General features: G+C 63.8%; 23 protein-coding genes and 1 tRNA gene. 3 read left to right on the forward strand and 21 right to left on the reverse strand.

Annotated elements, in window-relative coordinates; all coding sequences use genetic code 11:
- Positions 1 to 4: 4 nt before the first annotated feature.
- The 21 genes from nuoG to A6M56_RS18580 form a co-directional block, all read right to left on the reverse strand.
- Positions 5 to 2,356: an NADH-quinone oxidoreductase subunit NuoG gene (nuoG, locus tag A6M56_RS18480; RefSeq protein ID WP_045787209.1), complete on the reverse strand. Its 2,352-nt coding sequence runs from the start codon at positions 2,354 to 2,356 to the stop codon at positions 5 to 7.
- 12 nt (positions 2,357 to 2,368) lie between these two features.
- Positions 2,369 to 3,664, reverse strand: a complete 1,296-nt coding sequence (nuoF, locus tag A6M56_RS18485) for an NADH-quinone oxidoreductase subunit NuoF (protein ID WP_045787210.1) — start codon at positions 3,662 to 3,664, stop codon at positions 2,369 to 2,371.
- Complete coding sequence (nuoE, locus tag A6M56_RS18490) at positions 3,665 to 4,168, reverse strand: NADH-quinone oxidoreductase subunit NuoE (protein ID WP_102079936.1); 504 nt, start codon at positions 4,166 to 4,168, stop codon at positions 3,665 to 3,667. It lies immediately after the preceding gene.
- A gap of 112 nt (positions 4,169 to 4,280) precedes the next feature.
- On the reverse strand, positions 4,281 to 5,534 hold the full coding sequence (locus A6M56_RS18495) for an NADH-quinone oxidoreductase subunit D (RefSeq protein ID WP_045787212.1): 1,254 nt from the start codon (positions 5,532 to 5,534) through the stop codon (positions 4,281 to 4,283).
- A gap of 13 nt (positions 5,535 to 5,547) precedes the next feature.
- On the reverse strand, positions 5,548 to 6,150 hold the full coding sequence (locus A6M56_RS18500) for an NADH-quinone oxidoreductase subunit C (RefSeq protein WP_102079937.1): 603 nt from the start codon (positions 6,148 to 6,150) through the stop codon (positions 5,548 to 5,550).
- Position 6,151: 1 nt separating this feature from the next.
- Positions 6,152 to 6,634 (reverse strand): NuoB/complex I 20 kDa subunit family protein, encoded by a 483-nt coding sequence (locus tag A6M56_RS18505; protein WP_003261929.1) that lies wholly within the window; start codon positions 6,632 to 6,634, stop codon positions 6,152 to 6,154.
- Positions 6,635 to 6,640: 6 nt separating this feature from the next.
- Positions 6,641 to 7,000: an NADH-quinone oxidoreductase subunit A gene (locus A6M56_RS18510; RefSeq protein WP_004630810.1), complete on the reverse strand. Its 360-nt coding sequence runs from the start codon at positions 6,998 to 7,000 to the stop codon at positions 6,641 to 6,643.
- Positions 7,001 to 7,164: 164 nt separating this feature from the next.
- Positions 7,165 to 7,249, reverse strand: a tRNA-Leu gene (locus A6M56_RS18515).
- A gap of 178 nt (positions 7,250 to 7,427) precedes the next feature.
- Entirely contained in the window at positions 7,428 to 7,787 is a 360-nt protein-coding gene (secG, locus tag A6M56_RS18520) for a preprotein translocase subunit SecG (RefSeq protein WP_045787214.1), read from the reverse strand.
- Positions 7,788 to 7,850: 63 nt separating this feature from the next.
- Complete coding sequence (gene tpiA, locus A6M56_RS18525; RefSeq protein ID WP_045787215.1) at positions 7,851 to 8,597, reverse strand: triose-phosphate isomerase; 747 nt, start codon at positions 8,595 to 8,597, stop codon at positions 7,851 to 7,853.
- An 81-nt stretch (positions 8,598 to 8,678) separates the two neighbouring features.
- On the reverse strand, positions 8,679 to 9,683 hold the full coding sequence (locus A6M56_RS18530; protein ID WP_062738372.1) for an NAD(P)H-quinone oxidoreductase: 1,005 nt from the start codon (positions 9,681 to 9,683) through the stop codon (positions 8,679 to 8,681).
- 20 nt (positions 9,684 to 9,703) lie between these two features.
- Positions 9,704 to 10,651: an HAD family hydrolase gene (locus A6M56_RS18535; RefSeq protein WP_045787217.1), complete on the reverse strand. Its 948-nt coding sequence runs from the start codon at positions 10,649 to 10,651 to the stop codon at positions 9,704 to 9,706.
- A 91-nt stretch (positions 10,652 to 10,742) separates the two neighbouring features.
- A complete protein-coding gene (gene pnp, locus A6M56_RS18540; RefSeq protein ID WP_045787218.1) occupies positions 10,743 to 12,917 on the reverse strand; it encodes a polyribonucleotide nucleotidyltransferase in 2,175 nt (724 codons plus the stop codon).
- A gap of 310 nt (positions 12,918 to 13,227) precedes the next feature.
- The gene (rpsO, locus tag A6M56_RS18545) at positions 13,228 to 13,497 is read right to left on the reverse strand and encodes a 30S ribosomal protein S15 (RefSeq protein WP_045787219.1); all 270 of its coding nucleotides are present in this window, start codon (positions 13,495 to 13,497) and stop codon (positions 13,228 to 13,230) included.
- Between the two features lie 159 nt (positions 13,498 to 13,656).
- Positions 13,657 to 14,916, reverse strand: coding sequence for a branched-chain amino acid ABC transporter substrate-binding protein (locus tag A6M56_RS18550; protein WP_102079938.1), 1,260 nt, complete (start codon positions 14,914 to 14,916; stop codon positions 13,657 to 13,659).
- Between the two features lie 316 nt (positions 14,917 to 15,232).
- Positions 15,233 to 16,774 (reverse strand): 2-isopropylmalate synthase, encoded by a 1,542-nt coding sequence (locus tag A6M56_RS18555; RefSeq protein ID WP_102079939.1) that lies wholly within the window; start codon positions 16,772 to 16,774, stop codon positions 15,233 to 15,235.
- Positions 16,775 to 17,090: 316 nt separating this feature from the next.
- The gene (gene pssA / locus A6M56_RS18560; RefSeq protein ID WP_045787222.1) at positions 17,091 to 17,963 is read right to left on the reverse strand and encodes a CDP-diacylglycerol--serine O-phosphatidyltransferase; all 873 of its coding nucleotides are present in this window, start codon (positions 17,961 to 17,963) and stop codon (positions 17,091 to 17,093) included.
- Between the two features lie 12 nt (positions 17,964 to 17,975).
- Complete coding sequence (locus A6M56_RS18565) at positions 17,976 to 18,623, reverse strand: phosphatidylserine decarboxylase (RefSeq protein WP_045787223.1); 648 nt, start codon at positions 18,621 to 18,623, stop codon at positions 17,976 to 17,978.
- A gap of 147 nt (positions 18,624 to 18,770) precedes the next feature.
- Positions 18,771 to 19,787 carry a ketol-acid reductoisomerase gene (gene ilvC / locus A6M56_RS18570; RefSeq protein ID WP_045787224.1) on the reverse strand — a complete coding sequence of 339 codons (1,017 nt, stop codon included), beginning with the start codon at positions 19,785 to 19,787 and terminating at the stop codon, positions 18,771 to 18,773.
- A gap of 75 nt (positions 19,788 to 19,862) precedes the next feature.
- On the reverse strand, positions 19,863 to 20,354 hold the full coding sequence (ilvN, locus tag A6M56_RS18575) for an acetolactate synthase small subunit (protein WP_004630835.1): 492 nt from the start codon (positions 20,352 to 20,354) through the stop codon (positions 19,863 to 19,865).
- Entirely contained in the window at positions 20,354 to 22,111 is a 1,758-nt protein-coding gene (locus tag A6M56_RS18580; protein WP_102079940.1) for an acetolactate synthase 3 catalytic subunit, read from the reverse strand. The genes ilvN and A6M56_RS18580 overlap by 1 nt, the downstream gene beginning before the upstream one ends.
- Positions 22,112 to 22,471: 360 nt before the next feature.
- Here A6M56_RS18580 and A6M56_RS18585 point away from each other — a divergent pair, with 360 nt between their 5' ends.
- From A6M56_RS18585 to A6M56_RS18595, 3 genes are read left to right on the forward strand one after another with little or no spacing between them, the layout of a single operon-like run.
- Positions 22,472 to 23,038: an RNA polymerase sigma factor gene (locus A6M56_RS18585; protein ID WP_045787226.1), complete on the forward strand. Its 567-nt coding sequence runs from the start codon at positions 22,472 to 22,474 to the stop codon at positions 23,036 to 23,038.
- Positions 23,035 to 23,472, forward strand: a complete 438-nt coding sequence (locus A6M56_RS18590; protein WP_045787227.1) for a DUF3619 family protein — start codon at positions 23,035 to 23,037, stop codon at positions 23,470 to 23,472. Before A6M56_RS18585 ends, A6M56_RS18590 begins: the two co-directional genes overlap by 4 nt.
- An 11-nt stretch (positions 23,473 to 23,483) precedes the next feature.
- On the forward strand, positions 23,484 to 24,335 hold the full coding sequence (locus A6M56_RS18595) for a DUF3106 domain-containing protein (protein ID WP_062738369.1): 852 nt from the start codon (positions 23,484 to 23,486) through the stop codon (positions 24,333 to 24,335).
- The last annotated feature ends 43 nt before the right edge of the window (positions 24,336 to 24,378 follow it).

Below are 24,378 nucleotides of genomic sequence, written 5' to 3' on the forward strand. Positions count from 1 at the left end.
ACCCTTACACCGTAGCCGCCAGCGCGGACGATTCAACCTTCTCAACGCTTACCGCGCCGAACATCGCGCCCAGTTGAGCCGAGGCTTCGGTGGCGGCAGGCACACGGATCACGCCAGAGGCCAGCGATTTGTCCAGCACGGCCGGCAGCACCACGCTGGCCTGCCCTTGCGTCACGCGCACGGCATCGCCATTGGAGAGACCAAGTTGCGCGTACAGATCGGCCGGCAGGCTGGCACGCACTGCAGCACGTGCGGCGGCCGTCAGTTGCAGCGAACCCGCGCGGCGAACGATCGGATCGGCGTGGTAAATCGGCACGTCGGCCAGGCGCTCAATGCCGGCGTTGGTGACTGCCGGAGCCGTGGTCTGCGCCGTGGTTGCGTTGGACAGACGATCGGCGGCCGGCGTGGCGAGCACTTCGTCACGCACTGCTTCGGAGCTGTCGTACTCGAAGCCCGAAACGTTCAGCAGGTTGCCCAGCACACGAAGGACCTTCCACGCCGGACGCGAATCGCCCAGGCTGCGGACCACGCCGTTGAAGCTCTGCGGCAGGCCTTCACAGTTGACAAAGGTGCCCGAGGTTTCTGTGAACGGTGCCGTCGGCAGCAGTACGTCTGCGTATTCGAGCGCGGCACGCGATGCAAACGGCGACAGCACGACCACGGTATCAGCTTGGTCCAGCGCCGCACGCGCTTGTGCCGGATTGGCGGAGTCGAACTCCAGCTCTGCGCCCAGCAGCACATAGGCGCGAAGCGGTTGCGCGAGCATGGCCGCGGCGTCGAGGCCGTTGCCTTGCGGCAGTGCGCCGGCAATGTAGCCGCCCACGGTGTTGGCTGCTTCGGTCAGGAAGCCCAGCGTGGCACCGGTCTGCTGCGCAACCCATTGGGCCAGCGCGTGCAGTCGCGAGAATTGCGGATGCGCCACCGCAGCATTGCCGAGGAACACGGCCTTGCGCTCGCCCGAAGCGAGGCTCGCGGCAATGCGCTTGGCAACGTCACCGGCTTCGATGCCGTCGGTGCCGCCCGGACGGGCCACGTTGTTGGCAGCCGCCACGGCCACCGCGACTTGCGACAGCAACGCAAGCCACTGCGACGGCGCGCCCAGCAGTTGCGTAGCCGGCATCAGCAGATCTTCACCACCGGCACCGATCACGCTCAACTGCGCGCCCTTCTTGCCGGCCTGGCGCAGACGCGCGGCCAGCAGCGGATGATCCTTGCGCAGGAACGAACCCACGATCAGCGCACGCTGCAGCAGCGAAACGTCGGCGATCGGCATGCCCAGCCACGGTGCGCCGGTCGGCTTGACCGAGAAATCGGACTGGCGCAGGCGGAAGTCGACGTTGTCGCTGCCGATGCCACGCACCAGCTTCTGAAGCAGGAACAGCTCTTCCAGCGTGCTGTGCGGGCTGGCGAGCGCGCCGATCTGCTCGGCACCGTGGTCGCGCTTGATGCTGTTCAGACCGTTGGCGACGTATTCCAGCGCTGTGGTCCAGTCGACGGCCTTCCACTGACCGCCTTGCTTGAGCATCGGCTGGGTCAGGCGGTCGTCGCTGTTCAGGCCTTCGTAGGCGAAGCGGTCCTTGTCGGACAGCCAGCATTCGTTGATCGCCTCGTTGTCCAGCGGCAGCACGCGCATCACACGCTGGTTCTTGGTTTGGACGATCACGTTGGCGCCCAGGCCATCGTGGGGCGACACCGACTTGCGGCGTGCCAGCTCCCACGTGCGGGCCGAGTAGCGGAACGGCTTACTGGTCAGCGCACCGACCGGGCACAGGTCGATCATATTGCCCGACAGTTCGGAGTCGACCGTCTGGCCAACGAATGTCGTGATTTCCGAATGCTCACCGCGGTTGAGCATGCCGAGCTCCATCACGCCAGCGACTTCCTGGCCGAAGCGGACGCAACGCGTGCAGTGAATGCAGCGCGTCATCTCTTCCATGGAGATCAGTGGGCCCACGTTCTTGTGGAACACCACGCGCTTCTCTTCCTTGTAGCGCGATTCGGACTTGCCGTACCCGACGGCCAGATCCTGCAGCTGGCACTCGCCGCCCTGATCGCAGATCGGGCAATCCAGCGGGTGGTTGATCAGCAGGAACTCCATCACGGACTTCTGCGCCTTCACCGCCTTCTCGGAGTTGGTGAAGACCTTCATGCCCGCCGTCACCGGCGTGGCGCAGGCCGGCAGTGCCTTGGGCGCCTTCTCGACCTCGACCAGACACATCCGGCAGTTGGCCGCGACCGATAGCTTGCGGTGATAGCAGAAGTGAGGAATGTAGGTGCCCGCCTGGCGAGCCGCCTCCATCACCAGGCTGCCTTCGGCAACCTCGACCTTCTTGCCATCGATTTCGATTTCAACCATGTTCTGCCACGCTTAAATGTAGGTGGGCACCATGCACTGCTTGTGTTCGACGTGATACGCGAACTCATCCCAGTAGTGCTTGAGCATGCCGCGGACCGGCATCGCAGCGGCATCGCCGAGCGCGCAGATGGTCCGGCCCATGATGTTTTCGGCCACGCTGTTCAGCAGGTCCAGGTCTTCCTGGCGACCCTTGCCGTGCTCGATGCGATCGACCACGCGGTACAGCCAGCCCGTACCTTCGCGGCAAGGCGTGCACTGGCCGCACGATTCTTCGTAATAGAAGTACGACAGGCGCAGCAGCGACTTCACCATGCAGCGTGTTTCGTCCATCACAATGACCGCGCCCGAACCCAGCATCGACCCGGCCTTGGCAATCGAGTCATAGTCCATGTCCGAGGCCATCATCAGGTCGGCCGGCACGACCGGCGCCGACGACCCACCCGGGATGACGGCCTTGAGCTTCTTGCCGCCGCGCATGCCGCCGGCCAATTCAAGCAACTTGGGGAACGGCGTGCCGAGGGGAATTTCGTAGTTGCCCGGGCGTTCAACGTCGCCGGACACCGAGAAGATCTTCGAGCCGCCGTTGTTGGGCTTGCCCATCTTCAGGTAGTTGTCCGGGCCGATCGCCAGGAGGAACGGCACTGCGGCAAAGGTTTCGGTGTTGTTGATCGTCGTCGGCTTGCCGTACAGGCCGAAGCTCGCCGGGAACGGCGGCTTGAAGCGCGGCTGGCCTTTCTTGCCTTCCAGCGACTCGAGCAGCGCGGTTTCTTCGCCACAGATGTACGCGCCATAGCCATGGTGAGCATGCAGCTGGAAGCTGAAACCCGAGCCGAGGATGTTGTCGCCCAGGAAGCCAGCGGCGCGCGCTTCTTCCAGCGCCTCTTCGAAGCGCTTGTAGACTTCCCAGATCTCGCCGTGGATGTAGTTGTAGCCCACGGTGATGCCCATCGCATAACCGCCGATGGCCATGCCTTCAATCAGCGCATGCGGGTTGTAGCGCAGGATGTCGCGATCCTTGAACGTACCCGGCTCGCCCTCGTCCGAATTGCAGACGAGATACTTCTGCCCCGGGAACTGACGCGGCATGAAGCTCCACTTCAGGCCCGTGGGGAAGCCCGCACCGCCGCGGCCACGCAGGCCCGACGCCTTCACGTCGGCAATGACCTGCTCGGGCGAGACCTTCTCGGTGAGGATGCGCTTGAGCTGCTGATAGCCACCACGCTTGACGTAGTCTTCGAGGTGCCAGTTGTCGCCGTTCAGGCCGGCGAGAATCAGCGGCTGGATGTGTCGATCGTGCAGGGAGGTCATTTACTTGCCTGCTCCGTTGGCGGACGCCTTCGCCTGGAGGTCGGCGATCAGTGCGTCCAGCTTCTCGTTGCTCATGAAGCTGCACATGTGGGTGTTGTTGACGGTCATGACCGGTGCATCGCCGCACGCGCCCATGCACTCGCCTTCCTTCAGCGTGAAGTTGCCGTCGGGCGTGGTCTCGTTGAAGCCGATGCCCAGCTTCTTCTTCAGGTATTCCGCAGCACGCTCGCCACCGGACAGCGCGCACGGCAGGTTGGTGCACACGGTCAGTTTGAAGCGGCCCACCGGCTTCGTGTCGTACATGTTGTAGAACGTCGCCACTTCCTCGACCCACACCGGCGGCATTTCGAGGTACTCGGCCACGAACTGCATGACTTCGGGCGATACCCAGCCTTTTTCGCTCTGCGCGACCGCCAGCGCCGCCATCACGGCGGACTGCTTCTGGTCGGCGGGATACTTCGCGACCGCCCGGTCGATTTCCTTGAGAGCTTCTGCTGATAGCATTTTCGTTGCGATTGGTGCGGGACGCGGGGCCTGTTGCTTCTGTCGGCCCCGGCGTGCGTCCTCGTTTCACAGCCGCGCTTGCCTGCGCGTCAAACCGTTCTTTCTTGCGGGTTCAGCGGTCGATCTCGCCAAACACGATGTCTTGCGTCCCGATGATCGTCACGGCGTCGGCGATCATGTGGCCCTTCGCCATCTCGTCGAGCGCGGCCAGATGCGCAAAGCCGGGGGCACGAATCTTCAGGCGATACGGCTTGTTGGCACCGTCCGAGATCACGTAGATACCGAATTCGCCCTTCGGGTGCTCGACCGCCGCATAGGCTTCGCCTTCGGGCACATGGATACCTTCGGTGAAGAGCTTGAAGTGGTGAATCAGCTCTTCCATGTTGGTCTTCATGTCCACGCGCGACGGCGGTGCCACCTTGTGGTTGTCGGTGATCACCGGGCCGGGATTCTTGCGCAGCCACTCGATGCACTGGCGAATGATGCGGTTGCTCTGGCGCATTTCTTCCACGCGCACCAGGTAACGGTCGTAGCAATCGCCGTTCACGCCGACCGGGATGTCGAAGTCGATGCGGTCGTACACTTCGTACGGCTGCTTCTTGCGCACATCCCACTCGATGCCCGAGCCGCGCAGCATCGCGCCGGAGAACCCTTTCTGGAGCGCACGCTCCGGGCTGACCACGCCAATGCCGACCAGACGCTGCTTCCAGATGCGGTTGTCGGTCAGCAGAGTTTCGTACTCGTCGACGTACTTCGGGAAGCGGTTGGTGAAGTCTTCGATGAAGTCCAGCAGCGAGCCGGAACGCGCCTCGTTCAAGGCGGCCAGCGCCTTCTCGTTGCGCACCTTGGATGCCTTGTATTGCGGCATCGTGTCGGGCAGGTCGCGATACACGCCGCCCGGACGATAGTAAGCCGCGTGCATGCGCGCGCCCGACACTGCCTCGTACATGTCGAACAGGTCTTCGCGCTCACGGAAGGCGTAGAGGAACACCGCCATGGCGCCCACGTCCAGCGCGTGCGAACCGATCCACATCAGGTGGTTCATGATCCGCGTGATCTCGTCGAACATGACGCGGATGTACTGCGCGCGCAGCGGCACCTCGAGGCCGAGCAGGCGCTCGATGGCCATGACGTACGCGTGCTCGTTGACCATCATCGACACGTAGTCGAGCCGGTCCATGTACGGCACGCTCTGGATCCAGGTCTTCTGTTCGGCGAGCTTTTCGGTCGCGCGGTGCAGCAGGCCGATGTGCGGATCGGCACGTTGAATGACTTCGCCGTCCAGCTCAAGCACCAGGCGCAGCACGCCGTGTGCGGCCGGGTGCTGCGGGCCGAAGTTCAGAGTGTAGTTCTTGATATCTGCCATGATCGGGCGCCCTTCAGTGCTTCAGACCACCGTACTGATCCTCGCGGATCACACGCGGTGTAATCTCGCGCGGTTCGATGGTCACCGGCTGGTAGACCACGCGCCGCTGCACCGGGTCGTAGCGCATTTCCACATAGCCCGACACAGGGAAGTCCTTGCGGAACGGATGGCCGATGAAGCCATAGTCGGTCAGGATACGGCGCAGGTCCGGGTGGCCTTCGAACACCAGACCGTACAGGTCGAACGCTTCACGCTCGAACCAGTTGGCGGAGTTCCAGATGTCGACCACCGACGGAACGACGGGGAAATCGTCATCGGGCGCAAACACGCGTACACGCACGCGCCAGTTGTGCGACACCGACAGCAGGTGTGATACGGCGGCAAAGCGCGGGCCGTTCCAGGCGCCGTCACCGTAGTCGGCGTAATCGACGCCGCACAGATCCATCAGTTGTTCGAACTTCAGCGATGCGTCGTCGCGCAGCGTGCGCATGACGTCGAGGTAGTCGACAACCTTGACCACGAGAGTCAATTCACCAACCGCCTCGGTCAGGCTCTGAATGCGGTTGCCGAGCGCCTTCTCCAGCGCGGCCTTCAGGGTGGCTAGCTTGTCGGTCATCTCAGCCCTTGCGCGCGATGGTGTTGGTGCGGCGGATCTTCGCCTGCAGCTGGATGATGCCGTAGATGAGCGCTTCAGCCGTCGGCGGACAGCCCGGCACATACACGTCGACCGGCACGATACGATCGCAGCCGCGCACGACGGAATACGAGTAGTGGTAATACCCCCCGCCATTGGCACACGAGCCCATCGAGATGACCCAGCGCGGCTCGGCCATCTGGTCGTACACCTTGCGCAGGGCCGGCGCCATCTTGTTGCACAGCGTGCCTGCCACGATCATCACGTCGGACTGACGCGGCGACGGGCGGAACACCACGCCAAAGCGGTCCAGGTCATAACGCGACGCACCGGCGTGCATCATTTCCACGGCACAGCAGGCCAGGCCGAACGTCATCGGCCACAGCGACCCGGTACGGGTCCAGTTGATCAGCTTGTCAGCGGTGGTCGTGACAAAGCCCTCATTGAGTACGCCTTCGATCGCCATTTCACATCACTCCCAATCGAGCGCGCCTTTTTTCCAGATGTAGACGAAGCCCACGAGAAACTCGAGAAGAAACACGCCCATCGCGAAGAAGCCCGGCCAGCCGATCTCACGCAGCGCCACGCCCCACGGAAAGAGGAACGCAGTCTCCAGATCGAACAGGATGAACAGGATGGCGATGAGGTAATAGCGCACGTCGAACTTCATGCGCGCGTCTTCGAATGCTTCGAAGCCGCACTCGTACGGCGAGAGCTTGTCAGGATCGGGATTGTTCGGACCGAGGACACGGCCGATGGTCATCAGCGCCAGGCCAAGGCCAACGCCGACAACGATGAACAGCAGTACGGGGAAATAGGCTTCGAGGTTCAAGGGACGCCCGCCTTTTTGAATGGTTGCAACAGCACTGCCCGCAGGCGGCGCCTTGTCGCCCCATCAAAGGCGCCGGGTCCGCAGCCTCACGACGCCTGACTGCGCGCCGCCTTGCGGAGGGGCCTGCGCGGAACACTCCCGTTGAACAGACCCCGAAATTTGATTGGTGCCGACGGCGAGACTCGAACTCGCACAGCTTTCGCCACTACCCCCTCAAGATAGCGTGTCTACCAATTTCACCACGTCGGCTGGGGGAAGAAACTCGATCAGGAGGCCGGATCAGGCTAGGCGCCGTTGCCGTTTCCCGTGTTGTTTCAAGCCTTGCATTCTACCGCAAAGCGCAGCTTTTGTTCAATGCACAAACAAAAAACTTATGCTCGGGAGCCCACCGAAAAGCCGACGGCACACCCCCTTCCGTTACATCAGATTACTTGGGAACGGCAGGCGCGGAAGCAGCGGCCGGAGCAGCGGGCGCAGAAGCGGCCGGAGCCGATGCTGCAGGCGCAACCGGCGCAACCGAACCCATCACACCCGCCGACACGCTGCCCTTGTTGGTACCAATCAGCGTCAGCGCCAGCGTGGCCACGAAGAACACCGTTGCCAGTACCGCCGTGGTGCGCGACAGGAAGTTGGCCGAGCCGGTCGCACCGAACAGGCTGCCCGACGCGCCAGAGCCGAAAGCCGCACCCACGTCGGCGCCCTTGCCGTGCTGCAGCAGCACCAGGCCAATCACGCCGAGCGCACTCAGGATTTGCGCCACGACCAGCAGAGTCTTCAGAATTGCCATTTCATTTCTCTCAATAATATGTTGCGAGCGTCAGCGCTTTCACATGACGGCCCGAACGGCCGTTTAAGCGCGGCCGATCGCCACGAAATCTTCTGCTTTCAGCGACGCCCCGCCGATCAGGCCGCCATCGATGTCAGCCATCGCAAACAGCTCTGCCGCGTTATCGGGCTTGACGCTGCCGCCGTACAGAATCGGCAGCCGCTGTGCCACACCCGCATCCCGGGCCGCAACACGTGCACGCAGGAAGGCATGCACCGCCTGCGCCTGCTCGCTCGTGGCCGTCTTGCCGGTCCCGATCGCCCACACGGGCTCGTAGGCGACGACGATACGACCCAGCTGCTCGACGGACAGCGCTTCCAGGACGGCATCCAGCTGGCGGCCCACCACCTGCTCGGTTTCGCCGGCCTCGCGCTGGGCCAGCGTTTCGCCAACACAGACGATCGGGGTGATCCCATGCTCGAGTGCGCGCAGCGCCTTGGTCGCCACTTGTGCGTCCGTCTCGCCGTGATACGTGCGGCGCTCGGAGTGGCCGACGATCACGTAGCCGCAGCCGAACTCCGTCAGCATCGATGCCGCCACCTCGCCGGTGAACGCTCCGCGCGTCTCGGTCGATACGTCTTGTGCACCGAGACCCACCGCCGAGCCCGCCAGCAGCGCCTGACACTGCGCCAGGTAAGGGAACGGCACGCAGACCGCCAGTGCAGCACGGGTCTTTCCGGCAGCCTTGATCTGCTCGAGCAGTGCCGCATTGGTGTTCAGGCTGCCATGCAGCTTCCAGTTACCCACCACCAGCTTCGGTCTAGCGTTCACGTTTTTTGCCCGGTCGACTGTCAAATAAACCCGGCATTCTACCGTGGCGGCAAAAACAGGGTCAATTTTGGCGTCCCGCGGTCAGTCCCAAACCAACATGATCTTGCCGATGTGGGCGCTCGACTCCATCAGCGCATGGGCTTGCGCAGCCTGTGCGGTCGGCATGACCTCATGGATCACCGGCTTGATGCGCCCGGACGCCAGCAGCGGCCAGACCTTCTCGTAGAGATGGGCGGCGATTGCGGCTTTGAACGCCACCGGACGCGGGCGCAGCGTCGAGCCGGTCAGCGTGATGCGCCGGCGCAGGATGTCGGCGAGCGGCACTTCGGCCTTGGCGCCGCCCAGCAGTGCGATCAGCACGATGCGGCCATCGTCGGCCGTGCAGGCGATCTCGCGTGCAACGTAGCTGCCCCCGACCATGTCGAGCACGACGTCGGCGCCCCGCCCCGTTTCTGCCTTGACGATCTCGACGAAATCCTCGGTCTTGTAGTTGATCGCACGCGTGGCACCGAGCTCCACGCAGGCGGCGCATTTGTCGGCACTCCCCGCCGTGGCGAACACGCGATGGCCGAGTGCCGACGCGATCTGGATGGCCGTCGTGCCGATGCCGCTGGACCCGCCCTGCACGAGCAGCGTTTCATCGGCACCGTGTGCGCCTTTGCCGAGCAGGCCGCGATCAAAGACGTTGGACCACACGGTGAAGTAGTTCTCAGGCAGCGCGGCAGCCTCGACATCAGACAGCCCGGTCGGCACCGGCAGCACCTGGCCCAGGGGCGCGGTGCAGAATTCCGCATACCCGCCGCCCTGCACCAGCGCGCAAACCCGATCGCCGGCCTTCAACCCGTAGCGGTTGTCGGCATGTGAAAGATCGCCGCTCACAATTTCGCCTGCGACTTCCAAGCCGGGAATGTCCGACGCGCCCGGTGGCACCGGATAGTTGCCGGTGCGCTGAAACACGTCGGGACGGTTCACGCCGGCGGCACGTACGCGGATCAACACTTCACCCGCCTTGGGCTCAGGCATCGGGCGCTCGCCGAGCTTCAGGACTTCGGGAGCGCCGTACTCGGTAATTTCAATCGCTTTCATGAGAATCGGATCGGTGAGGGTTATGACGCAGCGCGCTTGGGCTCGACAAAGTGCTGCGGGATGCCGCGCGTGGTTTCGCGCAGGATTTCCTGCTTGCCGTGGACGATGGCGTCGGCAATCTTGCCGATATGCAATCTGAGCCACATCTCGGTCGGTGATCCGGAGCGGTAGTCGGCCGGGCCCAGCATGTCGACGCGGTCATCAGCACGCAGGTTGTCGGCCTGTTCGAACGAGCGCGGGCTCTCGGGGTTGTAGACCGCATACGTGCGACCGCCGCCCTTGCGCGCCACCGAGAACGCCGGAATGTCGCTCGGGCCGTCGGCCACATAGATCATGTTGGCGAACGGCACGCGGCGTTCGTCCTCGGCAATCGATGAGTTCACATTGACGGCCTCGGGGTGCTTGTTGACACCCTTGTTGATCTCGAAGAGCGCACGGGTCTTGGTGGTGTTGTCGATGGCATAGATCACCTCCGAGATAACCGGCCGGCCGCTTGCATCGGGGGCCTCCAGGAATTCGCATCCCCACACGCCGTCGATGTAGGGCGCGATGGGGGAGCCTTTGATCATCTCGGTCAGGCCGGTACTGACGATGTAGTGCTCAAGCTTGATGTCGAACGCCTGATACGCCGCGTTTTCGCGCACCCAGGCCTTGCTGCGCTCAAAGAAGTCGGTCACGCCCGGGAAGAACTCGAGGTCGGCCCCGAGCTCGCGCAACGTAGCATTATCCAGACCGCCCATGCGGCCGTCGCGCACATGGCGCAGCAGCACATTGAGGTAGAACGTCTCGTGGTTGACCTTCTGGCCCCGCGATTCGATTGCCTTCGAACCGGCGGCGACCTCGTCCCAGAAGGCCTGCTCGGCGATGTTGAAGCGCTCGAACAGCGGCACTTGCATGTAGCGCGGGATCAGCGTCTTGTCGAAATCCCAGACGATGGCGATGCGATTTTGCTCGAACAGGCGGCTCATGGTCAGGCCCAGGTGGAGAACTCGCGACGCAGTGTAAACAAAAAAACGGCTGGACATCGTCCAGCCGTTCTTCGCTGCGAAAACCGCTCGCTTACTGCTGCTGTTGCTGCTGCTGTTGCGAGACAGCGTCGCCAGCGCCCGGCGCCTGCGGGGCAGCGGCGGGCACGTCGCCTTCTTCAGCCTTGGCGGCCTTGATCGACAGACGCATGCGGCCCTTCTCGTCGGTGCTGAGCAGCTTCACGCGCACGGCCTGGCCTTCCTTCACGTAGTCGGAGACCTGGTTCACGCGCTCGTTGGCGATCTCGGAGATGTGCAGCAGGCCATCCTTGCCCGGCAGGATGTTCACGATCGCGCCGAAGTCCAGCAGCTTGAGCACGGTGCCGTTGTAGATCTTGCCCACTTCGGCTTCGGCCGTGATCGCTTCGATACGGCGCTTGGCTTCGGCCATGCCTTCGGACGACGTCGACGCGATGGTGATCGTGCCGTCTTCCTGGATGTCGATCGTGCAGCCGGTTTCCTTGGTGAGCGCCTGGATGGTCGAGCCGCCCTTGCCGATCACGTCACGGATCTTCTCCGGGTTGATCTTGACGGTGATCATGCGCGGAGCGTGCTCCGACAGCTCGGTGCGTGCGCCGCCCATGGCAGCCTGCATCTTGCCCAGGATGTGCAGACGGCCTTCCTTGGCTTGCGCCAGCGCGACCTGCATGATTTCCTTGGTGATGCCCTGCACCTTGATGTCCATCTGCAGCGCGGTGATACCGGCATCGGTACCCGCCACCTTGAAGTCCATGTCGCCCAGGTGATCTTCGTCACCCAGGATGTCCGTCAGCACGGCGAACTTGTTACCTTCGAGGATCAGGCCCATGGCCACACCGGCCACGTGCGCCTTGATCGGCACGCCAGCGTCCATCAGCGCGAGCGAGCCGCCGCACACCGACGCCATCGACGACGAACCGTTCGACTCGGTGATTTCGGACACCAGGCGGATCGTGTAGGCGAATTCATCTTCCTTCGGCAGCACCGGGATCAGTGCGCGCTTGGCCAGACGGCCGTGGCCGATTTCGCGGCGCTTCGGGCTGCCCACGCGGCCGGTTTCGCCGGTGGCGAACGGCGGCATGTTGTAGTGGAGCATGAAGCGGTCGCGGTACTCGCCCTGCAGCGCGTCGATGATCTGCTCGTCGCTCTTGGTGCCGAGCGTCGCCACCACCAGCGCCTGCGTTTCACCGCGCGTGAACAGCGCCGAGCCGTGCGCACGCGGCAGCACCGACGAGCGGATCTCGATCGGGCGCACCGTGCGGGTGTCGCGCCCGTCGATACGGGGCTCGCCGTTGAGGATCTGGCCGCGCACGATCTTCGACTCGAGCTCGAACAGGATGTTGTCCACTTCCACGCCGTCGGCTTCCACGCCGGCTTCGGCCAGCTTCTCTGCCACCGACTTGTAGACTTCCTTCAGCTTCTGGCTGCGTGCCTGCTTCTGGCGCAGCTGGTAAGCGGCCTGAAGATCGGCCAGCCCCAGTTCCGACACCTTGGCGATCAGCGCTTCGTTCTTCGGAGCGGCTTGCCAATCCCACTCGGGCTTGCCGCCCTCACGCACCAGGTCGTGGATCGCGTTGATAGCGATCTGCATCTGCTCATGACCGTACACCACGGCGCCGAGCATGACCTCTTCCGACAGCTGGTTGGCTTCGGACTCGACCATCAGCACGGCACGCTCGGTACCGGCCACAACCAGATCCAGCTCGGAATGCGCCAGTTGCGCGCGGTTCGGGTTCAGCAGGTACTGGCCATCCTTGTAGCCGACGCGGGCAGCGCCCACCGGGCCGTTGAACGGCAGACCCGACACGGCCAGCGCAGCCGAAGCCGCCACCAGCGCAGGGATGTCAGCCGGCACTTCGGGGTTCATCGACAGCACGTGCACGACGACCTGGACTTCGTTGTAGAAGCCTTCCGGGAACAGCGGACGCAGCGGACGATCGATCAGGCGCGAGGTCAGCGTTTCGTTTTCCGACGGACGGCCTTCACGCTTGAAGAAGCCGCCCGGGATCTTGCCGGCGGCATAGGTCTTCTCGATGTAGTCGACCGTCAGCGGGAAGAAGTCCTGGCCCGGCTTGGCGTTCTTGGCGCCCACCACGGTGGCGAGCACAACGGTGTCTTCCATGTCGAGCAGCACAGCGCCGCTCGCCTGGCGGGCGATCTCACCCGTTTCCATGCGGACCTTGTGGCCGCCCCATTGGAATTCCTTGACGACCTTGTTGAACATGGTCATAGCATCTCCTGTTCAGTATTCGCGGCGAGCTTCATGACGCTTCGCCACGACAAACACGTTCCGGGAGACGGTGCGGTTGCAGAAGTGTGTTTATGCCATTCCAGCGCAGCGCTGGCGCCCAATGCCGCGCTGGAATGACACAAGATTCCGCTTCCTGCCGCCCCCGGTCCCAACGACCGGCTTCATCACCGATCGCCATCATTGCCGGTTGCCCGGCGCAGCCGCCAACGCGGCCGCCAAAAACAAAATGCCTGCATCAGCATGCTGACGCAGGCACTTGTTCATCACGCGCAGTGCGTGAGACCCACCATTACTTACGCAGACCCAGCTTGGCAACCAGCGCGGTGTAACGGTCAGCGTCCTTGCTCTTGAGGTAGTCCAGCAGACGACGGCGACGGCTCACCATCTTGAGCAGGCCGCGACGGCTGTGGTGATCCTTCATGTGCGCCTTGAAGTGCGGCTGCAGTTCGTTGATGCGGGCGGTCAGCAGTGCAACCTGCACTTCCGGGCTGCCCGTGTCGTTGGCGCTGCGGCCGTTATCCTTGACGATTTCTTGCTTGTTGATGTCAGCGACGGACATTTCGATTCCTTTGACTTGCGGACACTGCAGCGCCTCATTAGCCGCCGCCGGTGCCGTGTTGAACAATGATCCGGCCATCCATCCCAAGACCGGTCTGGACGGCAAGACCGCGATTATAGCGCAGAACCGGCCCGCAACGACACTCCGCGCCAGGAGCGCTTAACGGCGCACCATCTTGCACGTGGTCGGCAAGGCGGTTTGCGGCGCGGGAATCACTCTGAGCGTACGGAAGCCGTAGCCCGATCCCTCGATATCGAAGGGCGCAGCACCCGTGCCGGCCCGCTCCATCTGCATCACGACAAGCGGCTGGATGGCCTGATGGTCGTCGGCACGCAGCGTGATCCGGTGGAAGCCGGTGTCAAGGGAAGCGCCTTCCAGTGCACGCGCCACGGCTGTTGCCTCCGTTGTGCCGGCGCGCTCGATGGCGGCCGCGAGCATGTCGATCATCATCTGATCGCGCAGCAGCGGGTAGTCGTCTGCGGGTGCTGGATAGCGCGCACGGAAGGTCTTGTAGAACGCATCCGACTTCACGCCACCCAGGTTCGGATGCCATTCCGCCACGGCCACCACGCGGCCGACCCCTGCCTCGCCCATGGCCGCCGGCGCGCCGAGCGAGTTGCCGTAGAACGTGAAGAACCGGGCCTTGAGCCCCGCATCCCGCGCCGCCTTGACGAGCAGCGTCAAATCATTCCCCCAGTTGCCGGTGATGACCGTATCGGCGCCGGACGCCGCGATGCGCGCCACGTATGGCGCAAAATCCTTCACCTTGCCGATCGGGTGCAGTACCTCGCCGACGATGGCCACGTCGGGGCGCTTTTCGGCCAACTGCTGACGCGCCAGCTGCGCGACCTGGCGCCCGAACGTGTAGTCCTGGCCGATCAGGTAGGCCTTCTTGACGGCCTTGTCGGTGCGGATCACTTCGGTGAGTGCGTGCATGCGCATGTCGGCCGACGCATCGAAACGGAAATGCCAGAAGCTGCACGCCTCGTTGGTGAGCGCGGGGTCGACGGCCGCATAGTTCAGGAACAGCACGCGCGCGTCCGGATGTCGCTCGTTGTAGCGCGAAATGGACGTCGACAAGGCCGCCGCGGCCGATGAACTGTTGCCCTGCAGGACGAACCGGATGCCGGCATCGGTGGCCGCCTGCAATTGCAGCAGCGACTCATCGACCGTGTTCTTGCTGTCGAAACGCACCAGCGCAAGCGGATGACGCCCATCCGGCAGCTTCACGCCGCCGCGCGCGTTCACGCCTTCGATGGCAATGCGCAGATTGCGGTCCACCGCCTCACCCGCATTGGCGAACGGTCCTGACAGCCCCTCGATCAAGGCCAACCGAATGGGCCCAGCTTCAGGCTGGGCCGCTGCGGCCCCGCACATCCCCACAGCCGCCAGCGCGGTCACGAACCAACGAAACACCATGTCAAACCTCCGTGAAGCGCGGATGGTAAAGCGGCTGCGCACGCCAACACAAGGCACGCGCAGCCGCTGGTCAACAGAGGACGGTTCGTCGCAACGGCAACATCCACGCAAGGCGCATCACCTGGCGTGGATGTTCGGGTCGGCGGCGTCGTGGATGGCACGGACATCGCTCTCAAAGGCGGCCGGCACGGCAATCACGCTCTTGGCGTGTCCGGTGCCGCCGCACCCGCTTCGCGGCCCGGCGGGTAACCGGGTGCGCGCTCTGTTGTGATCGTGTAGGTCGAGTCGCTCCTGGGGTGTGCGTTGAGGCCGGCGCTCAGATCTGCGGATTGAGCTTCTCGCTGCTCTTGTCCTGCAGCTTGTTCAGGGCGGCCAGATAGGCCTTGGCCGACGCCGCGACGATGTCCGGGTCGGTGCCCACGCCGTTGACGATGCGGCCGGACTTGGACAGACGCACCGTCACCTCGCCCTGAGCCTGCGTGCCCGTCGTGATGGCGTTGACCGAATACAGAAGCTGCTCCGCGCCGCTGGCGACCCGGCTTTCGATGGCGTTGAGCGTGGCATCGACGGGGCCGTTGCCCTCGGCTTCACCGGTCACTTCCTTGCCGTCGGCCACGAAGACGATGCGCGCGTGCGGGCGCTCACCGGTTTCCGAGCGCTGCGACAGCGACACGAAGCGGAAGTACTCGCCCTCGCTGTGCTGCGCTTCATTGGAGACGATGGCGACGATGTCCTCGTCGAAGATCTCGGCCTTCTGGTCCGCCAGTTCCTTGAAGCGCTGGAATGCGGCGTTCAGTTCGGCTTCCGAATCCAGCTCGATGCCGAGTTCCTGCAGGCGCTGCTTGAATGCGTTGCGGCCCGAGAGCTTGCCGAGGACGATCTTGTTGGCCGTCCAGCCCACGTCTTCGGCGCGCATGATTTCGTAGGTGTCGCGCGCCTTGAGCACGCCGTCCTGGTGAATGCCCGACGCGTGAGCGAAGGCATTGGCGCCCACCACGGCCTTGTTCGGCTGCACGACAAAACCGGTGATCTGCGAAACCAGCTTGGAGGCCGGCACGATCTGCGTGGTATCGACGCCGACATCGAGGTTGAAGTAGTCCCGGCGCGTCTTGACCGCCATCACGATCTCTTCGAGGCTCGTGTTGCCGGCGCGCTCGCCCAGGCCGTTGATCGTGCATTCGATCTGGCGTGCGCCCCCAAGCTTGACGGCCGCCAGCGAATTGGCGACCGCCATGCCGAGATCGTTGTGGCAATGCACCGACCAGATCGCCTTGTCCGAATTCGGAATGCGTTCGCGCACCGAGCGGATCAGCCCGGCGTAGCCCTCCGGCACCGCATAGCCCACTGTGTCGGGCAGGTTGATGGTGGTCGCGCCCTCGGCGATCACGCCTTCCAGCACGCGGCAGAGGAAGTCCATGTCGGAGCGGCTGCCGTCTTCGGGCGAGAACTCGATGTCGTCCGTGAACTGGCGCGCGAAGCGCACCGCCAGACGCGCTTGCTCGTACACCTGGTCCGGCGTCATGCGCAACTTCTTCTCCATATGCAGCGCCGACGTGGCGATGAACGTGTGGATGCGGAACTGCCCCGCCGGCTTGAGCGCCTCGGCAGCGCGGGAAATGTCGCGATCATTCGCACGGGCCAACGAGCAAATCCGCGAATCCTTGACCGACTGCGCAATCGCGCGGATCGCCTCAAAGTCACCATTCGAGCTGGCTGCGAAGCCGGCTTCGATCACGTCCACCTTGAGCCGCTCGAGCTGCTTGGCGATGCGGATCTTCTCTTCCTTGGTCATCGACGCACCCGGGGACTGCTCGCCGTCGCGCAAGGTGGTGTCGAAAATGATGAGTTTGTCGCTCATGGCGGCTCCTTGGTGGGGGTGACGTTTTTGGCGTCGGTCTTGATGGTGTCTCGGATCGTTTTTTGCGGCGCAGAATGCAAAACGCCCCGGCATGCATGGTTGCAGGCCGGGGCGCTGTTGAATCCTGGTTCGCGAAAACTTGGCGGTTTTGCTTGCCTCGTCTTGCGATTTCCTATGCGCGTGTCCCGACCTGATGACCTAGTAGGCCACCAATCGAGACTAGCGTAATCAGAATGGAAATCGGGCGCGAAAGCATGCGAACGACTATAGACGAATTCAAAAATTGACGCAAGCGCACAAAAACGTCACGCACGGATCACTCGTGCACATCGTCGGAAACCTGTTTCGGCAGGCGCGGACTGCCCTGTTGCCCGTGCAACGTGCGCCAGCCCCAGAGCAGGTAGCCTGACACCGCGTAGCCCACGAAGAGCCCGAACAACGCGACCGGCGGGTCGCTGGACACCACGACGAAGAGCACGAGCACCAGCACCATCACACCGAACGGCACGCGATGCCGCACGTCGAGCGCCTTGCCGCTGTAGAACGGCGCGTTCGACACCATCGACAGCCCTGCGTACAGCGTCAGCCCGAATGCTACCCACGGCATCCAGAGCTCCTTGACGGGCAGCTTGTTGTCGATGGCCAGCCAGACGAAACCGGCGATCAGGGCTGCCGCAGCGGGGCTTGGCATACCCTGGAAGAAGCGTTTGTCGACCGCGCCAATGTTGGTGTTGAAGCGTGCCAGGCGCAGGGCGGCCCCCGCGCAATACACGAACGCGGCGAGCCAGCCCCACTTGCCCAGATCCCGCAGGATCCATTCGTACATGACCAGCGCCGGCGCCACGCCAAACGACACCATGTCCGACAGCGAATCGTATTGCTCGCCGAATGCACTTTGCGTGTTGGTGATGCGCGCGACGCGGCCGTCCATGCCATCGAGCACCATCGCCGCGAAGATGGCGATGGCAGCCGTCTCGAAGTTCAGGTTCATCGCCTGCACAATGGCGAAGAAGCCGGCGAACAGCGCAGCCGTCGTAAACGCGTTGGGCAGCAGATAGATGCCGCGGCGGCGCGGGCGCACGATTTCGAGATCGTCGTCATCCGAGCGCGGCTGGTTGTGTCGCAGCGGACGCAGGTGCGTCACGTTGCCGGCGGTGAAGCGCTTCTTGCGGCGGTTGAACGCGGGCATGGCGGCCTCCGGTCAGTCCAGCTCGGCGAGCACCGTGAGGGTGGCGGACACCTTCTCGCCGATCGTCACGCGCGGCCGGGCAGTGAGCGGCAGATACACGTCGACGCGCGAGCCAAAGCGGATGAAACCGTAGCGCTGCCCGCGCGCGAGCGTCTCTCCAACCCTGGTGTAGCAAAGGATGCGCCGCGCAATGAGGCCGGCCACCTGCACGGACGTGACGAGCTGGCCGTCGCCGCGGCGCAGCACGATGGCGTTGCGCTCGTTTTCGAGCGACGCCTTGTCCAGGTCTGCGTTGACGAACTTGCCGGGGAAGTACTGCACCTGCTGCACCGTGCCATCGACCGGCGCGCGGTTGGAGTGGACGTTGAACACGTTCATGAACACGCTGATCTTCAGCGCATCGCGATCGGCGTACGGGTCGCGCACCTGTTCGACGGCAACGATGCGGCCGTCCGCCGGCGAGAGAATCGCGTTGGCCTGCGTTGGCACGGGGCGCGCCGGATCGCGGAAAAACTGCAGCACGAACAGCGTCAGCACCCAGAACGGCCACGCCCAGCCAAAGCCGGCGGCCATCTGCACGATGAGCGAGACGACGAAGATCGCGCCCAGGTACGGCCAGCCCTCACGGGCGATGATGGGATGCGGATACGTGTTGTTCAACTCAGACCTCGACAGCGTCTTGAAGGAAATGCGGCATTCTAGCCGACACGGGGCCGCGCCAGCACTTGAAACAGTATCTGGCGTCCTGGAATCAGCATAAAAAAAAGCCAGCCCGAAGGCTGGCTTTCTCGCACAAGATGCGTCCGATCAGTTCTTCGACTGGTCGACCAGCTTGTTCTTGGCGATCCACGGCATCATCGCACGCAGCTTGGCGCCAACTTGCTCGATCTGGTGCTCTTCGGTCAGGCGGCGGCGCGAGATCAGCGTCGGCTGGCCGGCCTTGTACTCCAGCAGGAAGCTCTTGGCGTATTCGCCGGTCTGGATGTCCTTCAGGCATTGCTTCATGGCCTTCTTGGTCTCTTCCGTCACCACGCGCGGGCCGGTGACGTACTCGCCGTATTCGGCGTTGTTCGAGATCGAGTAGTTCATGTTGGCGATGCCGCCTTCATAGATCAGGTCGACGATCAGCTTCAGCTCATGCAGGCACTCGAAGTAAGCCATTTCCGGAGCGTAACCCGCTTCGACCAGCGTCTCGAAACCAGCCTTGATCAGTTCGACGGTACCGCCGCACAGCACGGCTTGCTCGCCGAACAGGTCGGTTTCGGTTTCTTCTCGGAAGTTCGTCTCGATGATGCCGGCGCGGCCGCCGCCGTTGGCGGTGGCGTACGACAGGGCGATGTCACGCGCGGTGCCCGACTTGTCCTGGTGCACGGCGATCAGGTGCGGCACGCCGCCACCTTGCGTGTACGTACCGCGCACGGTGTGACCCGGCGCCTTCGGGGCGATCATGATGACGTCCAGGTCGGCACGCGGAATCACGGCACCATAGTGCACGTTGAAGCCGTGCGCGAATGCCAGTGCGGCGCCCTGCTTGATGTTGTTGTGCACTTCGTTCTTGTACACATCGGCGATCTGCTCGTCCGGCAGCAGGATCATGACAACGTCGGCTTCCTTCACCGCCTCGGCCACTTCCTTGACCTGCAGGCCGGCGTTGACGGCCTTGTTCCACGACGCGCCGTTCTTGCGCAGGCCGACCGTCACCTTCACGCCCGAGTCGTTCAGGTTCAGGGCGTGGGCGTGGCCTTGCGAGCCATAGCCAACGATGGTGACGTTCTTGCCCTTGATCAGGGAGAGGTCGGCGTCCTTGTCGTAAAACACTTTCATGTTGATGTCCTAATTTTCAGATACTTCGATATCGATGGGGTCCGGCCGCAGCTGCACGCTGGTGCACGCGCCGGTTCAAACCTTCAGAATGCGCTCGCCGCGGCCGATGCCCGAGCCGCCTGTGCGAACGGTCTCGAGAATGGCAGTGCGATCGATGGCATCGAGAAACGCGTCGAGCTTGCTGCCGTTGCCGGTCAGCTCGATCGTGTAGGTCTTCTCGGTCACGTCGATGATGCGGCCGCGGAAGATGTCCGCGGTGCGTTTCATCTCCTCGCGTTCCTTGCCGACGGCGCGCACCTTCACGAGCATCAGCTCGCGCTCGATGTGCGCACCTTCGGTCAGGTCGACGACCTTGACGACTTCCACCAGGCGGTTCAGGTGCTTGGTGATCTGCTCGATGATGTCGTCCGAACCGGTCGTGACGATGGTCATGCGCGACAGCGAGGCGTCTTCGGTCGGGGCGACCGTCAGCGTCTCGATGTTGTAGCCACGCGCCGAGAACAGGCCCACCACGCGCGACAACGCGCCCGGTTCGTTTTCCAGCAGGACGGAAATGATGTGACGCATTACAGGTCCTCCGCGCCGAGCAGCATTTCGGAGATGCCCTTGCCTGCCTGGACCATCGGCCAGACGTTTTCGGTCGGGTCGGTCTGGAAGTCGAGGAACACGGTCCGATCCTTGAGTCGGAAAGCCTCGCGCAGTGCGGGCTCGACGTCAGACGTCTTCTCGATGCGCATGCCGACGTGGCCATACGATTCGGCCAGCTTCACGAAGTCGGGCAGCGCCTGCATGTAGGAATGCGAGTAGCGGTTGTCGTACTCGATTTCCTGCCACTGGCGGACCATGCCGAGGTAACCGTTGTTGAGCGAGCAGATCTTCACGGGCGTGTCGTACTGCAGGCAGGTCGACAGTTCCTGGATGCACATCTGGATCGAGCCCTCACCCGTGATGGTGACGACTTCCTTGTCCGGGAACGCCTTCTTGATACCCATCGCGTACGGCAGGCCGACACCCATCGTGCCCAGACCGCCGGAGTTGATCCAGCGGCGCGGCTCGTTGAACTTGTAGAACTGCGCGGCCCACATCTGGTGCTGACCCACATCGGAGCAGATGAAGGCGTCGCCGTTGGTCAGTTCCCAGATCTTCTCGACCACGTATTGCGGCTTGATGATCTGGGAGGTGCGGTCGTACTTCAGGCAGTCGACGCTGCGCCACTGTTCGATCTGCTCCCACCACTTCGCGAGCGCCGCCTTGTTCGGCTTGGCTTCGCCCGACTGGATCTGGGCGATCATCTCCTGCAGCACGTCCTTGACGTTGCCGACGATGGGGATGTCGACCTTCACCCGCTTGGAAATGGACGACGGATCGATGTCGATGTGGATGATTTTGCGCGGCTGCGACGAGAAGTGTGCCGGGCTGCCGATCACGCGGTCGTCAAACCGCGCGCCGATGGCGATCAGCACGTCGCAGTTCTGCATGGCCATGTTGGCTTCGTACGTCCCATGCATGCCGAGCATGCCCACGAACTGCTTGCTGGTGCCGGGGAATGCGCCCAGGCCCATCAGCGTGTTCGTGACGGGGTAGCCCGTGAGTGCGGCCAGCTGGCGCAGCTCTTCGCTGGCCTCGGCCAGCACCACGCCGCCGCCCGAATAGATGTACGGACGTTCGGCCTGCAGCAGCAGGCTTACTGCCTTGCGAATCTGCCCCGAGTGCCCCTTGTTGACGGGGTTGTACGAGCGCATCTCGATGGTCTTCGGGTACTCGTACCTGCACAGTTCGCGCGAGACATCCTTGGGGATGTCCACCACCACCGGGCCCGGGCGGCCGGTCGAGGCGATGTAGAACGCCTTCTTGATGGTCGAGGCGAGATTGCGCACGTCCTTGACCAGGAAGTTGTGCTTGACGATCGGGCGCGTGATGCCGACGGTGTCGCACTCCTGGAAGGCATCCTGGCCGATGGCGTGCGTCGGCACGTTACCGGTGATGATCACCATCGGGATCGAATCCAGGTAGGCGGTGGCGATGCCGGTCACGGCGTTCGTCACGCCGGGGCCGGACGTCACGAGGGCGACACCGACCTTGCCCGTGGCGCGCGCATAGCCGTCAGCCGCATGGACTGCCGCCTGTTCATGGCGCACCAGGATGTGTTCGATCTTGTTCTGCTTGTAGAACGCGTCGTAGATGTAGAGCACCGCGCCGCCGGGGTAACCCCAGACGAACTCGACGCCCTCTGCCGCGAGCGCATTGACGAGGATGTCAGCCCCCATCATGTCGGCAGATGAACCGCTATTGGCGTGGGAAAATTCCGCGCTTGGCATATTCATTTCAGTCCTTTGCAATTTTCGGCAAAAAATTGTTCGGATGCTCTCTACCGGGCTTGTGGCGCGGGTTTGAGCGGTTGCGCGTCTGCATGGATGGACCGCCTGATGGGCAGCCAGATGAGACAAACCACAGATATTGTGAACCGGGGATGATACTGGAATGCCGCATGGCGGTCCAGCAGCGCCAAGATTCGCCACGTCGGGCCGCCCGCCCAGACACTCGGGGTGTCCGCCGACCCGCATTTTTGCTAGCATCGCAACATTTTTGACGGCCTTGGCCGTCGCTGCCACGCGGCGCTAGGATCACATATGACAGTGTGAATTTCGCCCCGGCTGCCCCACAGGATTCGCACTCGCCGTTGTATGGCCTCTGAACAGGAACTGTCGGCCTTCCTCCTAAGCGTCGAAAAACGCGCCTTCAAGCAGGCGGTCTTTGCGGTGCGCGACGACGATGCCGCGCTCGACATCGTGCAGGACGCCATGATCAAGCTGGCCGAGAAATACGGCGACAAGCCCGGAGCCGAGCTTCCGCTGCTGTTCCAGCGCATCCTGCAGAACACGATCCATGACTGGTTCCGTCGCAGCAAGGTGCGCAACACCTGGGTGAGCCTGTTCTCGAGCTTCCGCTCCGATGCCGAGGGCGACGACACCGACCCGCTCGAACTCATCGAAAGCGAAGCCGGCTCCACAGCGGCGGAGTCCAGCGCCGACAAGGTGGAACGTGCGCAGGTGCTCGAGATCCTGGAGCGCGAAATCGAGAAGCTCCCCACACGTCAACGGGAAGCCTTTCTGATGCGTTACTGGGAAGACATGGATGTTGCCGAGACGGCCCTGGCAATGGGCTGTTCCGAGGGCAGCGTAAAGACGCACTGCTCGCGGGCAACACACGCCCTGGCCCAGGCGCTGCGGGCGCGAGGTATCCGACTATGAACAAGGCAGAACTCCGAGAACGCCGTTTTGTGCACGCCGTCCGCACCGCTCTGAACGAGTCGGCCGGGCAGTTGCCGCCCGATGTGCGCGACCGCCTCGCAGCGGCGCGCCGCACGGCGCTTGCGCACAAGAAAGCGGAAGCCCCGCGGACGGTCCATGCGCCCGCCCTGGCGCTGCCCGGTGGCGGTTCGGCGTCGTTCGAGATGGAAAGCGGCGCCTCGCCGCTGCAACGCGCCGCAGCGTTCCTGCGCCGGTTCGGCCTGCTGTGGCCGACCATCGCGCTGGTTGCGGGCCTCGCTGGAATCTACCAGTGGCAGCAACAGCAGCGCGTGGACGAGCTCGCCGAGGTCGACACCGCCATGCTGCTCGACGACCTGCCGCTGGCGGCCTACGCCGACCAAGGTTTCCACCAGTACCTGAAGCACGATCAGTGACAGGCTGATCGATGAGCAACGTCTTCCACACCCACGGCCAACCACCGCGCGGCGATCGGATCCGGCGTCTGCGCAACAGCGTGGCCCTGCTGCTTGGTACCGCAGGACTGACGGCAGGGCTCGCGATCGCACAGGGCACCAGCGCTTCGGCGCCGGTGCCTGCTGCATCGGGGGTCATCGTCAACGCCCCGGTCGACCTGCCGACGCCGCCTGCAACCAATCCGCGGCCCTCCGTCCACCCGAACTGGTCGGAACTGACCATCGTGCAGCAGCGCATCCTGGCGCCGCTGGCACCGGAGTGGAACGACATGCCGGAGCTTGCGCGCAAGAAGTGGCTGCAGATCGCGCAGGCGTATCCGAGATACACGCCGGCCCAGCAGCAGCGCCTGCAAACCCGCATGGCCGACTGGGTCAAGCTCACGCCCGAGCAGCGCCACCGTGCGCGTGAGAACTTCCAGACCACCAAGTCCGTGCCGCTGCAGAAGAAAAGCGAGGCCTGGCAGAGCTACCAGAAGCTGTCGGATGAGCAGAAGAAGGCCTTGGCGGCCGCCGCCAAGGCGCAGAAACATCCGTCTGCGGTCACGGCGCTGCCCGGCAATGCGAGCCTCGCCAAGGATGCTGCCAAGGCGGTCCATCATGGGCGCACGAAGCCTGGCACGACGCGCACGACGCCGCCTGGCAAGGTGACGGCTACAGCGTCCAGCCCCGCGGCCACGCCGGCTCCGAACGCTGCCTCGGCGCCCGCCGTTGCGGCACCCGCACCGGTAAGCACGCCCCCCGCCCCTGCGCAGCCCGCCGCGCCGTCCACCACGACGGGGGGCGAATCGGGGAGTCCGCCCCCGTCCACGGTGCTCGGCGGCTGAGCCGGCACACCCTTTGGCATAATCTGAACAGCGCCGCGCAAGC

This window comes from Ralstonia sp. RL (assembly GCF_001683835.1).
Taxonomy (GTDB): domain Bacteria; phylum Pseudomonadota; class Gammaproteobacteria; order Burkholderiales; family Burkholderiaceae; genus Ralstonia; species Ralstonia mannitolilytica.